Here is a 15206-nt window from a genome sequence, read left to right on the forward strand (position 1 = left end):
GGCGACGAATGGATATGGGCCTTCCGGGGCCGGGATCTAGAGCCGATTTCACTGGCGTGGAATCGGCTCTCTTCTTTGGTGTGCCGCATTTTTGAACGGCGAACCGGATCCACTTCGCCGAAAAATGCTCTAGGCGGCCGCCTGGCTGCCGGACCCGGCGACTTCGCCGAACAGGCTGTTCGAGCCGGCCTGCGTGATCCGCACCGTTACGATCTCGCCGATGGCGTGGCGGTCGCTCTCGATCTGCACGGCCTGCAGATAGGGCGACTTGCCGGCCATCTGGCCCGGATGACGACCCGGCTTCTCCAGGAGAACGTCGAGGGTCCGCCCGACGGTTCCGCGGTTGAAGGCCTGCCGCTGCATTTCCAGCAGGTTCTGCAGGCGCGCCAGACGCTCCGCCTTCACGGCCTCCGACACCTGCGCCTCGATCTCCGCTGCCGGGGTGCCGGGGCGGGGACTGTACTTGAACGAGAAGGAGCTCGCGAAGCCCACATCGGCGATCAGCCGCATGGTGTCCTCGAAATCCTCGTCCGTCTCGCCGGGGAATCCGACGATGAAGTCTGAAGAGAGCGCCAGGTCGGGCTGGGCCTTCCGGATGCGCTCGATCAGGCGGCGGTACTCGTCGCCCGTATGCTTGCGGTTCATGGCGTCGAGAATGCGGTCGGAGCCGGACTGCACCGGCAGGTGCAGGTAGGGCATCAGCGCGGGGAGATCGCGATGGGCGGCGATCAGCTCGTCGTCCATGTCGCGCGGGTGGCTGGTGGTGTAGCGCAGGCGGGCGATGCCGGGCACCTCGGCGAGGCGATGCAGCAGCCTCCCCAGGGACCAGACCGAGCCGTCCGGCCCTTCGCCGTGATAGGCGTTCACGTTCTGCCCGATCAGCGTCAGCTCGCGCACGCCCGCATCGGCGAGGCGCATCGCCTCGTCCAGGATCTTGGCGACCGGGCGGGAGACCTCCGCGCCGCGCGTATAGGGCACCACGCAGAAGGTGCAGAACTTGTCGCAGCCTTCCTGGATCGTCAGGAAGGCCGATACGCCCCGATTCCGGATGGCCGTCTTCGAGGGCTTGGGCAGGTGGTCGAACTTGTCCTCGACCGGGAATTCCGTGTCGACGACGCGCTCGGCGCGCGCCTTCTGCAGGAGCGCCGGCAGGTTGTGATAGTTCTGCGGGCCCACCACCACGTCGACGGCGGGCGCCCGGCGCAGGATCTCCTTGCCTTCGGCCTGGGCGACGCAGCCGGCCACCACGATCCGCGTCTCCTGGCCCGCGGCCTCGCGCTCCTTCTTCAACTCGCGCACGCGGCCGAGTTCGGAATAGACCTTCTCGGCGGCCTTCTCGCGGATGTGGCAGGTGTTGAGGATGACGAGGTCCGCCTCCTCCATCGCCTTGGTTTCGCTGTAGCCTTCGGTCGCCAGCATGTCCGCCATGCGCTCGGCGTCATAGACGTTCATCTGGCAGCCATAGGATTTGACGAAGACTTTTTTCACGAGGTCGGCCTGTGTGATTGCAATCGAGCGCCCTTTTAAGCCTTTTGCGCGCTCAAGAGAATAGCGGCTGTTCGGCGCGAGGGTTTTCAGGCCTGGATGCTTTCTCAATCCCGGAACGCGCCCTCCACGGGGGCCGACAGTTTCGCATCCGCCGCGTGGATCTGCGCGACGACCTTCGCAAAGGCCGGCCGGTCGCTCAGGCGCGCATACCAACCGGTCAGGTTCTCATGCCCCCTCAGGGATGGCCCGCCCAGGCGGCGGGTCCAGAAGACCGGCATGAAGGCGGCGATGTCGGCGGCCGACAAGGCGCCGCACAGGTAATCCTTGCCCTCGAGCGCGCGGTCGAGCGCGGCGAAGTGCCCGGCCAGGGCGGGTTCGGCTTCCCGCGCCTTCAGCTCTTTCGCGTTCCAGCGCTCCGGATCGTCCGGCTGCGGCTCGGTCCGGTGCATCAGGAAGCGTAAGGGGGCGAGCATGACCTCGTCCGCGAAGAGCTCGAACAGGCGGCAGCGGGCGCGCTCCCGGGGCGCTGTCGGGTACAGCGCCGGGTGGGGATAGGCGTCCTCCAGATATTCGAGGATCACGGTCGAATCATAGAGGGACAGGTCCCCGTCCACGAGAACCGGGACCTGTCCCTTGGGATTGAGGGCCAGCACGTCGGGATGCTTCGGGGCATAGCCCTTCGTCTGGCTGAAGGCGACCTCGACGCGCTCGAAGGCGAGCCCCTTCTCGTAAAGGGCGATCTCGACCTTGCGGGAGAAGAGGCTGACCGGACCGGAATAGAGCTTCATCGGGGTGCCTTTCGGAGCGGCCTATCGGCTCATGGAGGGCGGCAGGTGATCCTGCCAGGAGGCATTCAATCCCTCCACGTCGGCCCGCGACAACCCGATATCGGCCAGCGCGTGGTCGTCGAGCCGATACAGGATTTTGGAGGTCCTGCGGCGCTCGAGCCAGGTTTCGTACTGCAGAAGCAGGCCGAGAAGCGTCTTTCGGTTGTTCCGCTGTGTCGTGTGAAGCCCAAGATTTGCTGCGGCATATCCCATCGCCATGACAGCTCTCCTTCGATGGCGTTTTGCTGGAGACAAATGTGCTCCTGTGATAGGCTGCGGGCAAACGAGAAGTTCTTCAGTTTCGCCCAAGGAAAACTTGGGCATTTCAGGTGCTGGAACCGCCATGGCCCGTCGTCGCCTTCCGCCGCTCAACGCCCTGCGCGCCTTCGAGGCCGCCGCCCGGCACCTGAATTTCGAGAAAGCGGGCGACGAGATCGCCGTCACGGCGAGCGCCGTGGGCCAGCAGGTGAAGTCGCTCGAGGCCTGGCTCGGGCGGCCCCTCTTCGTGCGCCAGCCGAGCCGCGGCGTCGCGCTGACGCCCTTGGGCGAGCGCTATGCGGCCTCCCTCGCCGACATTCTCGACCGGCTCGACGAGGCGACGGCGCAGGCGCTGCGGTCGGACCGGTCCAACGTGGTCACGGTGAGCTCCATGCCGAGCTTCGCCTCAGGCTGGCTGATTCCGCGGCTCGGATCGCTGAAGGAGCGGCATCCCGACCTGGAGGTGCGGGTCTCGGTCGATACCCGGCTGACCGACTTCGCCCGCGAGGACGTGGACGTGGCGGTCCGCTTCGGGCGCGGCGGCTATGCGGGCCTCAGAACGGACCTGCTGATGGAGGAATATTTCTTCGCCGTGTGCAGCGCCTCGCTCCTCAACGATCCCGAGCGTCCCCTGAAGGAACCGGCGGACCTGCGCCACCACACCCTGCTGCACGAATCGGTCTACAGCATCCCGGACTACACGACCTGGGACCGCTGGCTCGCCGCCATCGGGGTCGAGGGCGTGGACACCTCCCGCGGCCCGAGCTTTCCGCACACCTATCTCTGCCTGCAGGCGGCGGCCTCCGCCCAGGGCGTGGCGCTGGCCACGAACGTGCTGATCGGCGACTACCTCACGGCGGGGCGCCTGGTGCAGCCCTTCCCGCATCAGGTGAAGGGAACCTATCAATATTACGTCGTCTGCCCCGAGGCGACGGCGGACCGCCCCGCCGTCGCAGCCTTCCGCGCCTGGCTCCTGGAGGAGGCGAAGGCTCACGTGGCCGAGGCAGGTCGGCAATAGGCGGAGACGACCGGCAAGAGCCGTTTCAGGACAAGTGGGGACCGGTTTTCCGTCCGAAATGGCGGCCAGCAAGAACGTGTGCAGCGGCTTGCTTCCACGAAAAGCAAACCGCTCTACGCCGCCTTCAGCGCCCGCCGCACCTCGAATTCGGCGAAGGCCGTCGCTTCCTTGCGGTTGCCGTTGAAGGGAATCGGCTCGCCCCAGGTCACGACCACATCGAGGGGGATGGCCTGGACGAACAGCCTCAGGTGCGGGGCGAGATCCATGTCGCCGTACCAGGCGATGGAGGGGCGCTCGCGCCGGGTCACGGGCAGCCCGTGGCGACGGGTGTAGGAAATGGCGAGAGGCTGGAGCAGGACGCGCTCGACGCTGTCGTGCATGAGTGCCGTCTGGGCCGCGCCCACCAGCGAGGAGCGGAAGGGCAGGAGGCGGTTGCCGTCGCTCGTGGTGCCCTCCGCGAAGAGCACGATCGCCTCGCCCTTCACCAGGCGGTGGGCGAGGGCATCGTTCACCTCCGCCGTGGCCTTGCGGCGCTGGCGGTCGATGAACACGGAGCGCTGGAGCCTCGCCAGCGTGCCGACCACCGGCCAGCCCTCGATCTCCGACTTCGCGATGAAGGAGAGCGGGTGGAGCGATCCGATCACCGGAATGTCGAGCCACGAGACATGGTTCGACACGACGATCGTCGGCGCGTTGCCCGGCGGCGTTCCGCGCTCGATCACGCGCACGTTGAAGATCGCCAGAAGCGCCCGGTGAAACCACACGGGCAGCACGTGCAGCGGGGACGACCAGTGAAAGCGCAGGGCCAGCATCTGCACGGGCACGAGCGCGAGGGCGCACAGGCCGAGCAGCAGAAGCCTGAAGGCGACGGCGATCCGCGTCACGCCTCGTCCTTGTCGAGCGGCACCGCGTAGAGCTCGAGGCGGTGATAGACGACCCTGTAGCCGAGCCGCCGGGCGATCTCGTTCTGCAGCGCCTCGATCTCCTCCGAGCGGAACTCGATCACGTTGCCCGTCTCCAGGTTGATGAGGTGGTCGTGGTGCTCCCGCGCCGCCTGCTCGTAGCGCGAGCGCCCGTCGCGGAAATCGAGCCGCTCGAGAATGCCTTCCGTCTCGAACAGCTTCACCGTGCGATAGACGGTGGAGAGCGAGATGCGGTCGTCCACCGCCGACGCGCGGCGGTGCAGCTCCACCACGTCCGGATGATCCTCCGCCGCATCGAGCACCTGCGCGATGACCCGCCGCTGGCCGGTCATGCGCAGTCCCTTGTCGCGGCAGGCGCGCTCGATGGCGTCCGACCGGCGCGGTTTGGCGGATGTGCTGTTGCGTGTGGCCAAGGCGAAACCCACTCCTCACGGAGGCTTATAAGCGACGCAGGCGCGGCGGGCTATAGGTCCAGGGCCATGGTGAGGGCCGCAGCCTTCGTCCCGTCGGCCTTCCGGTAATAGCCTTCCCGCCGTCCGGTGTCCCGGAAGCCCGCGCGGCGATAGAGCGCGATCGCCGGCGCGTTGCCCTCCTCGACCTCCAGGTGAACCCTGCCGGCGCCCCGGCGGGAGAGCTCGTCGAGATGATGGGCCAGGAGCGGGCGCGCATGGCCTTTCCCGCGGGCCTCGGGCGCAAGGGCGATGGTGATGATCTCCGCCTCGTCCAGCACGATCCGTGACAGGACGAAGCCCGACGGTTTCGCGCTGCGCCCGAGAAAGAGCCCGTCGGCCACGACGCCGCGCTCCGCCATCAGGCGTTCGAAATCGAGGGTGCTCCAGGGCCGCGGAAAGGCCGTGGCGTGGATCGCCGCGAGTCGCGCGGCGGCTTGCGTCCCCACGGGTTCGACATGGGGAGCGGGCGAGGACATGAAACGGTCGAGGATGCTCATTGGCGCGCGATTCGCGCCCCGTCCTGCGGCTTGGCGTCGGGATCGCGCAGGTAAAGCGGCTTCGGCAGGGCCTGGGCCGGGTCGGCCAGCGCCCCCAGGCGCGCCACCCAGGCGATGTCGGGATGAGCCGCCGCGTCGCTCACATGCGCCTCGACGCCCTGGATCCGGGCCTCGGCCGCCAGCATGGGCGCGGCCGATCCGGCGATCAGGATCGGGCCGGAGCCGAGGAGGCGGATCGCCTCGCGATAGGTCATCAGCCCAGGTGGGATGATGGTGCGCCCGCCCGGCGCGACGGCCTGGATGTAGAGATGCCCGTGCTTGGCGTCGATGGCGGCGGTGTAGAGCCCGCGCCTGTCGCCGACCATGAGCGGGGCGAGGAAGGCCGAGAGGGTCGCGACCCCGACCACCGGGATTCCAGCGGCCAGGCCGATGCCGCGCGCCGCGCTGATCCCGACCCTCAGCCCCGTATAGCTGCCCGGCCCGACCGTCACGGCGACCCGGTCGAGGCTTTCGAACCCGCCCTCGACCTGGGCGGAGAGCCGGTCGAGCAGCGGCATCAGCGCCTCCGCGTGGCCGCGCTCCATGGGAATGGACTCGGCCGCCAGCGGCACGGTCTCGCCGGCCTGGAGAATGCAGGCCGAACAGGCGCCGAGGGCGGTATCGATGGCAAGAACGCGCAACGTTCGTCTCCGTCTGGTCTGACGTTTCTTTAGATCAGGAAGCGCGGAGAAGGGAACCCGGAATCCGAGGCGAGTCCGCAACGGTGGTAGCGATGAATGGTCTTCCTCGATGTCATCACCGGCCTTGTCGCGCCGGCGATCTCGATTGAGAAAAGCACCACAACGACATCGGCAGCGCTCAACCCTGCGGCAACGCCTCGCCTGCATATTGCCCGGCGAATTCGGCGCTCGGTGGGATCGGCTTGATCACGTCGATCAGCACGCCGTTGGGGTCATGAGTGATGAAGTGGCGCTGGCCGAAGGGTTCGTCGCGCAGCGGGACCAGGATCGGCAGGCCTGCCGCCTGGATCTCCCGGTAGAGCGCGTCCGGATCCTCGATCTCGAAATTGAGGATCATCCCGGCAGCGGGGCGCCGGGCTTGAGGCGGGATCGTGTCGTGCTCGCTGTCGAGGATCGCGAGATTGACGGATTCGTCGCCAGCAAACTGGAGGTGCACGTACCAATCGCTGCTGAAGGCAGGCCGGAACCCGAAATGCGCCATATAGAAGGCAGTCGTGCCGACGATGTCGCGGGTCATGATGACCGGATAATAGCTTGTGACCTTCATCGCTGTTCATCCCCCGAATATCGACATACAATCTGCCTGTTTCTTTCAATTAACATACAGGCTGTATGTATGCAACCGAGACGAAGCAATCCCGAGCGCGCCGAAGCAACCCGGACGGCGCTGCTGCAAGCGGCGCGGAGGCTTTTCATCGAGAAGGGCTACGCGGAAACCTCGACGCCGGAGATCGTCGTGGCCGCGCAGGTGACGCGCGGGGCGCTCTATCATCACTTCGCCGACAAGCGTGACCTGTTCCGGGCGGTGCTGGAGCGGGAGGCCAAGGCCGTGGCCGACGAGATCGAGAAGGTCGCGGCCCCAGACAAACGGCCGCGCGAGGCGCTCGTCGCGGGAAGCCTCGCCTATCTTGACGCCATGTCCGTTCCGGGACGGACGCGGCTGCTGCTCATCGACGGTCCCGCCGTGCTCGGTTCCATGGGGATCGCTTCCATCGACGAGGCCCATGCGGCGCGAAGCCTCAGCGAGGGGCTGGAGGCTGTGCTCGGGCCTGAGCCGAACGCCTTTTCCATTCAGGCCATGACCACCCTACTCTCGGCTGCCTTCGACCGGGCGGCGCTCGCCATCGAGGCGGGCGCCGATCCGGCGGAATTCAAAGCCGCGATGATCTGCCTCGTGGAGCGCGTCGTGGCATCTGCCTGACTCACGCGATGGTGCAGAATTCCTCGAAGGCGAAGCGCGGCTGGCGCGGGTGGAGCTTGCCCGGAATGCCGTAGCCGAGATTGATCAGGAAGTTCGACCTGACCGTCCCGCCGGGGAAGAAGGCCTCGTCGACGCCCTGCCGGTCGAAGCCGCCCATGGGGCCGCAATCGAGACCGAGCGAGCGGGCGGCCATGATGAGATAGGCGCCCTGCAGGCACGAGCCCTGGAAGGCCGTCCGCTCGATGGCCTCGGGCTTGCCGGCGAACCAGCTGCGGGCGTCGGGGCTGTTGGGGGCGAGGTAGAAGAGCTTCTCGTAGAACGCGGTGTCGTAGGCCACGATCACGGTGGCGGGCGCGCTCATGGTCTGGCGCACATTGCCCTCGTCGAGATGCGGCCTGAGCTTCTCCTTGGCCTCCGGCGACACCACGAAGACGAAGCGCGCCGGGCAGGAATTGGCGCTGGTCGGGCCGAGCTTGGCGAGATCGGCGAGGGCGCGCAGAATCGCCTCGGGAATGGGCCGTTCCTCCCACCAGCGATGGGTGCGGGCCTCACGGAAGAGCTGGTCCAGAGCGGCATCGGGCAGGGCGGGCAAGGCAAAACCTCCAAACGAAAAGCGCGGCTCGACAAAGCCGCGCTTCGATAGCTGAAATTTCAGGGATGAATCAAACGGCGGGTCAGACCGCCTGCACCTCGCGCACGTCCGGCAGGAAGTGGCGCAGCAGGTTCTGGATGCCGTGGCGCAGGGTGGCCGTCGAGGACGGGCAGCCCGAGCAGGCTCCCTTCATGACCAGATAGACCGTGCCGTCCTTGAAGCCGCGGAAGGTGATGTCGCCGCCGTCGCCCGCCACAGCCGGGCGGATGCGGGTTTCGAGCAGCTCCTTGATGGTCTCGACGGTGGAGGCGTCCGCGGGGTCGAAGAACTCCTCGCCATCGTCCTCCGTCGCGCCGTAGCCGTTGGCGAAGAGCGGCGCGCCGGTCATGAAATGCTCCATGATCGCGCCGAGAATGGCGGGCTTGAGGTGCTGCCACTCGCCGTCCGCCTTGGTGACGGTGACGAAGTCGTAGCCGAAGAACACGGCCGTGACGCCGGGCACCGCGAAAAGGCGCTGGGCGAGCGGCGAAACCTCGCCGGCTTCGGGGGTCTTCGCCTCGAAGGTGCCCTCCGGCATCACCACGCGGCCGGGCAGGAATTTCAAGGTGGCGGGATTGGGGGTCGCTTCAGTCTGGATAAACATCGTCTTTGCGTCCTCTGCGCCGGTTCAAGGCCGGCCGAGTGGGGATTTAGAATCGTTCTAACAGCTTCCTGTCCCAATGTGGATCGAATCGGGACGGATTCCAAGGGGAGACCGTCGGGCCTGTCTCACCCCGCCAGCGCGTCGATCTCCTCGTCGGTCAGGCTGCCCGGGACGATGACGATGGGGACCGGGAAGGAGGCGGCGGCGCGGCCGCCGAGGGTGGAGACGAGGGGGCCGGGGCCCTCCTTGCCGTGGCCTGCGGCGAGCACCAGGAAGGAGATGTCCTCGTCCTCGCGGATGAGCTTCATGATCTCGTCCGCGCGGTTGCCGACGCGGATCACCTGCTCCGGCTCGACGCCTGCCGCGTTGCGGGCTTCGCGGGCGGCGGCATCGAGCTGCTTCTGGGCCTCTTCGCTTGCCTCTTCGATCATGGCCTCGCCGACGCCGATCCATTCGAAGTTGTCGGGTTGGGCCACCACGGCCAGCATCACCATGCTCGCGCCCGTGCGGGCGGCACGGCGCGAGGCGAAATGGACGGCCCGGGCGCATTCCGGCGTCTTGTCGATCACCACCATGAATTTCGGACGGTGGCCTGACTCGTAGGATCGGCGCTTGTCGCTCACGGCACGCTCTCCTGCCTTGACCCTGATGCTGCCTCGCCTTCCCGCTGAGGGCAAGACGGCGCGAGCGCGCTTCCCTTCGGCGGAAACGCATCGCCCGTACGGGCGATGCCTGAGAGATGGGGCGCAGTCTCGATCCCGAAAGTGGCGTCGCCTTTGAGGGATCCTTCGCTTCAGTTCAGCGCGCGCGCACGAAGCCCACGATGTCCTTGACCGCGTCCATGGTGACGGAGGCAATGGCGCGCGCGCGGTTCGAGCCGTCCACCAGCACTGCATCGATATGGCCGGGATCGGCCATGAGGCGGCGCATCTCGCCGGCGATGGGGGCGAGCTTCGTCACGGCCACATCCACCAGGGCGGCCTTGAAGCCGGAGAACTGCGACCCGCCGTGCTGGCGCAGCACCTCCTCCGGCGTGATGTCCGTGAGCGCGGCATAAATCGCGACGAGGTTCTCCGCCTCGGGGCGTGCCTTCAGGCCCTCGACCTCGCTCGGCAGCGGCTCGGGATCGGTCTTCGCCTTGCGGATCTTCTGGGCGATGGTGTCCGCATCGTCCGTGAGGTTGATGCGCGAGTAATCCGACGGATCCGACTTCGACATCTTCTTCGAGCCGTCGCGCAGGGACATGACGCGGGTGGCCGGGCCGTGGATCATCGGCTCGGTGAGCGGGAAGAAGGCATCGCCGAAGCCGTTCGCGGCGATGGATTCGGCCCAGTCGTTGTTGAACTTCTGGGCGATGTCGCGGGTCAGCTCCAGGTGCTGCTTCTGGTCCTCGCCGACCGGCACGTGCGTGGCGCGGTAGACCAGGATGTCAGCGGCCATCAGGTTCGGATAGGCGTAGAGGCCGACCGAGGCGTTCTCCCGGTCCTTGCCCGCCTTGTCCTTGAACTGGGTCATGCGGTTGAGCCAGCCGAGACGGGCGACGCAGTTGAACACCCAGGCGAGTTCCGCGTGCTGCGACACCTGGGACTGGTTGAAGACGATATGGCGCTTCGGGTCGATCCCGGCGGCGAGGAACGCGGCCGTCACCTCGCGGATCTGCCGGGTGAGGTCGGCCGGGTTCTGAGGCACCGTGATCGCGTGCATGTCCACGACGCAATAGATGCAGTCGTGCGTCTCCTGCATGGTGACGAAGCGCTTGATGGCGCCGAGATAATTCCCGAGATGAAGGTTTCCGGTGGGCTGAACGCCCGAGAAAACCAGCTCCTTGAACTGCGCCATCGCCTTGAACTCCAAGAGGGATGCACCCTGCGGGCGGGACGCGCCGCACGATGTCCCGGACTCATGTTTCCAAACCATCGTCCTGCGGCCGGCGGTAAGCCCGCGTGCCGCGAAGACGCTTCTCCGCGGGGGTTACGACAGGCCCGCGCCACGATGCAAGGGTTCTCACGATTTTTTCGCGAGCGAAGCCCAATCGTCGCGGGTCACCGCCCCCGTGACCCAGGCCGCCAGCCCATAGAGCGCAAGGCCGCCCAGGCACAAGGCCGCCAGGGTGACGGGACCCGCCTGCGAAAGCGCGCTCCCGGCGGCGAACAGGCCCAGGCTCATGGCGAGGGTCGCCGCCGCGATCCGGCCCAGGCGCGCGATGAAGGACCGGTCCGGGGACCAGAGGCCGAATCGGGCAAGCCCCAGGATCACGGCCCCCGCATGGCCGAGGCATCCCAGGCTCACCCCGAGCGCGATCCCGGTGGGGCCGAGGGGCCCTGCGAGAAGAAGGCAGAAGGCCACCGTCAGGGCGAGGCCCGCGAGGGCGGCGGACAGCGCGGCCTTCAGGGAGCCGCAGGCGAAAAGGGTCTGGCTCGACACCTTGGCCACCGTCGCGAAGGGCAGTCCCAGGCTCAGGGCCATGAGCACCAGGGCCGTGCCCTCCACATCGGCGGAGGCGAAGGCGCCGCGCTCGAAGAGAACGGCGCTCACGGGCCGGGCGAGGATGAACAGGGCGGCGCCGGCGGGCAGGGCCAGCAGCAGCGCGGTCTCCAGCGCCCGGTTCTGCGCCGCCACGAGGGCGGGGGTCTCGCCCGCCCGGTGGCGGCGGGCGAGTTCGGGCAGGAGCAGGCTCGACGCCAGCGCGGCCATGAGGCCTAGGGGCAGCTGCATCACCCGCTCGGCGTAATAGAGCCACGAGACGGCGGAGGGCCAGAACGAGGCAATCTGCGTGGCTGCCAGGAAGAAGACCTGCACCGCGCCGCTCGCGGCGAGTACCGGAAGCCCGGCCAGCATCAGGCTCCGCAGCAGCGGGGACCGGCGCGGCCTGCGGAACCGGACGAGCGCCGGGCCGCCGCGCAGGAGCGCCACGGCGACGACCGCCAGCTGGACCAGGCCGGCGAGGCTCGAAGCGGCGGCGAGCCACGCCCCCTTCTGCGCGAGGGACAAGTCGAAGCCCGCTTCCAGGGCGACGAGCGTCAGGATGAGACCGCCATTGACCGCCAGCGGCGCGAGGGCCGTCGCGATGAAGCGCCCGCGCAGGTTCAGCACGGCCGCGCCGATGGAGGCGAGGGTCACGCAGGCCACAATGGGGAAGGACAGGCGCGTGTAGAGCGCGGCGAGCGCCAGGGTTCCGCCGTCGTCGCGCAGGCCGGGCGCCAGACCGAGGGCGATCAGCCCCGCCCCGATCTCCACGAGGCCCGTGAGCGCCAGGAGCGCGAGCCCGAAGACGGTCAGCACGCTGCCCGCCGCCTCTGCCGCGTCGTCCGGCTCCAGGCGGCTCAGCGCGGGCACGAGCACCGGATTGAGCCCGCCCTCGCCGACGATGCGGCGCACCAGGTTCGGCAGGCGGAAGGCCGCCAGGAAGGCATCCGCCACCGGCCCCGCGCCCAGGGCATGCGCGAAGAGCACATCCCGGACGAGGCCGAGGATGCGCGAGGCGACCGAGCCGAGGCCGACCAGAAGGGAGGAGCGGATGAGCGACATGGGTAATGTCGCGCTTAAACGCTTCCGAGGGGATTGTCTAAGGGAACGGCGTCCCGGAGCTCCTCGCCGGGAAAAGCTCCGGCGCCGCAGCCCCGTCAGAACCTCTCGAGGGATGCCGGGGCTTCGCGGCGTCCCGGCGCTCCTCTCGCGGCGTCCCGCGCGAGTTTCTTGTGCAGGTGAACCATCATCGCCGCGCCGAAGATCGGCGTGACGAGGTTCACCACCGGCACGAGCACCAGCCCCGCCACGACGGCGCCCGCGGCCAGAAGCGTGCCGCGATATTCGTTCCGCAGGCGCGCCACCTCCTCCGGCGGCCAGAAGCGTCCCGCCGCCAGCTCGAAATATTCGCGCCCCAGCAGATAGGCATTGGCGATGAAGAACGCGCCGATATTGACGCCGGGAATGAAGAACAGGAGCAGGGCGACGAGGTTCACCAGGAGCGACAGCCCCGCGAAGCGGAGGCCGTAGAGGAGCGCCTTGCCGAAGGGCAGCGCCCGGCCCGGCGGATCGGCCGGGTAATCCTGGCGTTCGACCACGTCGGCCACGTCGTCGAGGAAATAGCCCGCCACGACGGCCGAGACGGCGGGGAGCAGGTAGATCAGGGCGACGAAGAGCCCGAATCCCGCGAGGAAGAACGCAAGGCTGTCGACGATCGGATAGGCGGCGCTCAGCTCGTGATTCGTGAGGAAGATGTCGAAGAGCTTGGTCAGGCCGAGCCAGACGAGGACCAGCAGCGCCACCGTCAACCCAATCGATTTCCAGAGGATGCGCCGCAACGAGGGCGAGGCGATCTCGCGGGCCGCCGCGAAAACCGATTGGATCAGCATGGGTCGTTCGTCTCCTCGGGGCTGCAGGCCCCTTGTCCATGGCCCCGCTTGCGGCGGGGCGCGGACCTTACTTATGAACGAACACGCCGCAAAGCGAGAGGTGGAGGATGCAAGGGCCGCTGCAAACCGGATCGTCGACCGAACCCGGCGCGCATCCCGATGTGGTGGTCGTGGGCGCGGGAAGCGCCGGGATCGCCGCGGCGCGCCGTCTCCTGGCCGCCGGGCTTTCGGTCACGGTCCTGGAGGCGCGCCATCGCATCGGCGGCCGCACGCACACGCGGTCCTTCAGGGGCCACCCGCTCGATCTCGGCGCCCATTGGCTCCATGAGGGGCCCATCAACCCGCTGGTGAGGCTCGGACGTTTGCGCGGCGAGCCCCTGCGCCGGGCGCCGCTGGAGGGGCATCTGTTCGTCAGGGGCAAGCCGGGAAACCGGCTCCAGAAAGCGGCCCTCGACCGCGCCTTCGCCCTGGCCGGCCGGGCGATGGCGCTGGCCTCGAAGGCGCCCGTGGACCGGCCCGCGGCCCAAGGCCTGCCGCCCATGGGTCCGCAGGGGCGGCGGGTGGCCGCCATTCACGGACTCGTCTCGGGCCGCCCCCTCGACGAGGTGAGCCTGCACGATTTTCCGCAGATGGATTATGCGGACAACCTGTTCATCGCCGGCGGCCTCGGCGCCTATGTGAGCCGCCTGGGACAGGACCTGCCGGTCAGGCTCGGCGTCGCCGTTCAGGCCATCGACTGGTCGGGACCGGGCGTGCGGGTCGAGACGTCCGCGGGCACGCTCCGGGCCAGGGCGGTCATCGTCACCGCACCCATGGCCGTGCTGCAGCAGGAGGCGATCCGCTTCGCGCCCGCCCTGCCCGCCCTGAGCCGCGAGGCCATCGACGGCTTCACGCAGGGCGTCTACGAGCATGTGGTGCTGCATTGGCCGGGCTCGCCCTTCCGCGGCGCGGACCGCCTGGCGAGCCTCATCGGAACGCACCGGCAGCCGCCGGGGCTTCTCACCTGCATCGACGGCACGCCCTTCCATTACTTCGAGCTCGACCAGCCCGTCGCCGCCGGGTTCGACCGGCGGGACGCGGATGCGCCCTTCCGGTTCGCCCGCGCGGTCCTGGCCGAGCATTTCGGATCCCGGGCGATCCGCAATCTCAGCTCCGTGCACAGCACCGCGTGGCGGCACGATCCCTGGTCGCGGGCGTCCTGGGCCGTGGTGCCGCCGGGGCGTCACGCCATCCGCGACATCCTGAAGGCCTCCGTCGGGGAGCGGATCTGGTTCGCGGGCGAGGCGCTCTCTCGCGCGCAATGGGGCACGGCGGGCGGCGCCTGGGAGGAAGGCGAGCGGGCCGCCGGGGAAATCGTCGCGGCGCTTTGCCCCCCGTTCAGCGATCCTCCTTGCGCAGGCTGAGATAGGTCGAGGTGAACTCACCCACCTCCTGCAGCCTCTCCCAGTCGAGGATGGTCAGGGTATCGCCCTGGAAGCGGATCAGCTCCTCCTTGCGCAGCTCCTGCAGCACACGGTTCACGTGAACCGTCGAGAGGCCCAGGGTATCGCCGAGCTCCGCCTGGGTGACGGGAAGCTGCATCGTGTCGCTCTCGACGCGGCCGACGGCGCTCAGGCGCAGATACAATTCGCAGATCAGGTGCGCCATGTGCGCCGTCGCGGAGAGCCGTCCCATGGCGGTGAGCCATTCCCGATGAATGGCGCCGTCGATCAGCGTGTTGAGCCAGAGCATGCGGGTCAGGTGAGGAAACTCGTCGGTGATCCGCTCGAGCGTCGCATGCGGAACGGTGGCGATCCGGCAGGTGGTCAGCGCCAGGACGCCGTGGTCCATAGTCTTCAGCAGGAAACTGTGCAGATCGATGAAGTCGCCAGGAAGGTGCAGGGCGGAAATCTGCCGCCGCCCGTTCGAGACGATCTTGTAGCGCGCGGCGAAGCCGTCCAGGAGAAGGGAGCTTTCGGTCGGACGGTCTCCCTCCCGCAGAATATCCTCATCGCTCTCGACGATCCGAACCCGCGTGAAGGCATTGTCCAGCGTTTTCTTTTCGTCGTCGGAGAGCCGATCGCGTCGTTCGAGCTTGAGGATCAGAGGGTTGGTCATAACGGCCATGGAAGGGATCGATGAACCCTGTTCTGGCCAAAGACCAAACTTAGCCGCACTCACATATGTTATATGGCCTGGACGGTTTTTGAGGACATGCGGCCTTGTCCCAAAT

The 15206-nt window shown here is 67.9% G+C and carries 18 protein-coding genes; 3 read left to right on the top strand and 15 right to left on the bottom strand.

Features of this window, described 5'->3' with window-relative positions; translation table 11 throughout:
* Positions 1–129: 129 nt before the first annotated feature.
* From miaB to L879_RS19840, 3 genes are all read right to left on the bottom strand, one after another.
* Positions 130–1488 (bottom strand): tRNA (N6-isopentenyl adenosine(37)-C2)-methylthiotransferase MiaB, encoded by a 1359-nt coding sequence (gene miaB, locus L879_RS0100410; protein ID WP_027314387.1) that lies wholly within the window; start codon positions 1486–1488, stop codon positions 130–132.
* Positions 1489–1592: 104 nt separating this feature from the next.
* Positions 1593–2276 (bottom strand): glutathione S-transferase family protein, encoded by a 684-nt coding sequence (locus L879_RS0100415; protein ID WP_027314388.1) that lies wholly within the window; start codon positions 2274–2276, stop codon positions 1593–1595.
* Between the two features lie 21 nt (positions 2277–2297).
* Positions 2298–2534, bottom strand: a complete 237-nt coding sequence (locus L879_RS19840) for a DUF1127 domain-containing protein (protein WP_035458306.1) — start codon at positions 2532–2534, stop codon at positions 2298–2300.
* Positions 2535–2658: 124 nt separating this feature from the next.
* On the opposite strand from L879_RS19840, the gene gcvA reads away from it, so the two are divergent.
* A complete protein-coding gene (gcvA, locus tag L879_RS0100425; RefSeq protein WP_027314389.1) occupies positions 2659–3591 on the top strand; it encodes a transcriptional regulator GcvA in 933 nt (310 codons plus the stop codon).
* A gap of 113 nt (positions 3592–3704) precedes the next feature.
* Here gcvA and olsA read toward each other — a convergent pair whose 3' ends face one another.
* The 5 genes from olsA to L879_RS0100455 form a co-directional block, all read right to left on the bottom strand.
* Complete coding sequence (gene olsA / locus L879_RS19845) at positions 3705–4475, bottom strand: lyso-ornithine lipid O-acyltransferase (protein ID WP_035458308.1); 771 nt, start codon at positions 4473–4475, stop codon at positions 3705–3707.
* The gene (locus L879_RS0100435) at positions 4472–4846 is read right to left on the bottom strand and encodes a Fur family transcriptional regulator (protein ID WP_051434988.1); all 375 of its coding nucleotides are present in this window, start codon (positions 4844–4846) and stop codon (positions 4472–4474) included. Before L879_RS0100435 ends, olsA begins: the two co-directional genes overlap by 4 nt.
* 131 nt (positions 4847–4977) lie before the next feature.
* Positions 4978–5463 (bottom strand): GNAT family N-acetyltransferase, encoded by a 486-nt coding sequence (locus tag L879_RS0100440; protein ID WP_027314391.1) that lies wholly within the window; start codon positions 5461–5463, stop codon positions 4978–4980.
* Positions 5460–6143 carry a tRNA (adenosine(37)-N6)-threonylcarbamoyltransferase complex dimerization subunit type 1 TsaB gene (tsaB, locus tag L879_RS0100445; RefSeq protein ID WP_027314392.1) on the bottom strand — a complete coding sequence of 228 codons (684 nt, stop codon included), beginning with the start codon at positions 6141–6143 and terminating at the stop codon, positions 5460–5462. Before tsaB ends, L879_RS0100440 begins: the two co-directional genes overlap by 4 nt.
* 178 nt (positions 6144–6321) lie before the next feature.
* A complete protein-coding gene (locus L879_RS0100455) occupies positions 6322–6750 on the bottom strand; it encodes a VOC family protein (RefSeq protein ID WP_027314393.1) in 429 nt (142 codons plus the stop codon).
* Positions 6751–6819: 69 nt separating this feature from the next.
* On the opposite strand from L879_RS0100455, the gene L879_RS0100460 reads away from it, so the two are divergent.
* On the top strand, positions 6820–7404 hold the full coding sequence (locus L879_RS0100460) for a TetR/AcrR family transcriptional regulator (protein WP_027314394.1): 585 nt from the start codon (positions 6820–6822) through the stop codon (positions 7402–7404).
* A gap of 1 nt (position 7405) precedes the next feature.
* On the opposite strand, the gene L879_RS0100465 is transcribed toward L879_RS0100460, so the two are convergent.
* The 6 genes from L879_RS0100465 to L879_RS0100490 form a co-directional block, all read right to left on the bottom strand.
* Entirely contained in the window at positions 7406–7996 is a 591-nt protein-coding gene (locus L879_RS0100465; protein ID WP_027314395.1) for a malonic semialdehyde reductase, read from the bottom strand.
* 82 nt (positions 7997–8078) lie between these two features.
* Positions 8079–8639, bottom strand: a complete 561-nt coding sequence (locus tag L879_RS0100470; RefSeq protein WP_027314396.1) for a NifU family protein — start codon at positions 8637–8639, stop codon at positions 8079–8081.
* 125 nt (positions 8640–8764) lie between these two features.
* Positions 8765–9262 carry a universal stress protein gene (locus tag L879_RS0100475; protein WP_027314397.1) on the bottom strand — a complete coding sequence of 166 codons (498 nt, stop codon included), beginning with the start codon at positions 9260–9262 and terminating at the stop codon, positions 8765–8767.
* Positions 9263–9437: 175 nt separating this feature from the next.
* On the bottom strand, positions 9438–10478 hold the full coding sequence (gene trpS, locus L879_RS0100480) for a tryptophan--tRNA ligase (protein ID WP_027314398.1): 1041 nt from the start codon (positions 10476–10478) through the stop codon (positions 9438–9440).
* 165 nt (positions 10479–10643) lie between these two features.
* Positions 10644–12167: a murein biosynthesis integral membrane protein MurJ gene (gene murJ / locus L879_RS19850; RefSeq protein WP_051434927.1), complete on the bottom strand. Its 1524-nt coding sequence runs from the start codon at positions 12165–12167 to the stop codon at positions 10644–10646.
* A gap of 95 nt (positions 12168–12262) precedes the next feature.
* Positions 12263–12994 carry a sulfate transporter family protein gene (locus tag L879_RS0100490; protein ID WP_027314399.1) on the bottom strand — a complete coding sequence of 244 codons (732 nt, stop codon included), beginning with the start codon at positions 12992–12994 and terminating at the stop codon, positions 12263–12265.
* A gap of 107 nt (positions 12995–13101) precedes the next feature.
* Between L879_RS0100490 and L879_RS19855 the strand changes: the two genes are divergently transcribed.
* The gene (locus L879_RS19855) at positions 13102–14397 is read left to right on the top strand and encodes a flavin monoamine oxidase family protein (RefSeq protein ID WP_051434928.1); all 1296 of its coding nucleotides are present in this window, start codon (positions 13102–13104) and stop codon (positions 14395–14397) included.
* Here the strand turns inward: L879_RS19855 and L879_RS0100500 are convergent.
* On the bottom strand, positions 14372–15091 hold the full coding sequence (locus L879_RS0100500) for a Crp/Fnr family transcriptional regulator (protein ID WP_027314400.1): 720 nt from the start codon (positions 15089–15091) through the stop codon (positions 14372–14374). The genes L879_RS19855 and L879_RS0100500 overlap by 26 nt on opposite strands.
* Positions 15092–15206: the final 115 nt, after the last annotated feature.

Origin of the sequence: Microvirga flocculans ATCC BAA-817 (assembly GCF_000518665.1) — a bacterium.
GTDB lineage: Bacteria > Pseudomonadota > Alphaproteobacteria > Rhizobiales > Beijerinckiaceae > Microvirga > Microvirga flocculans.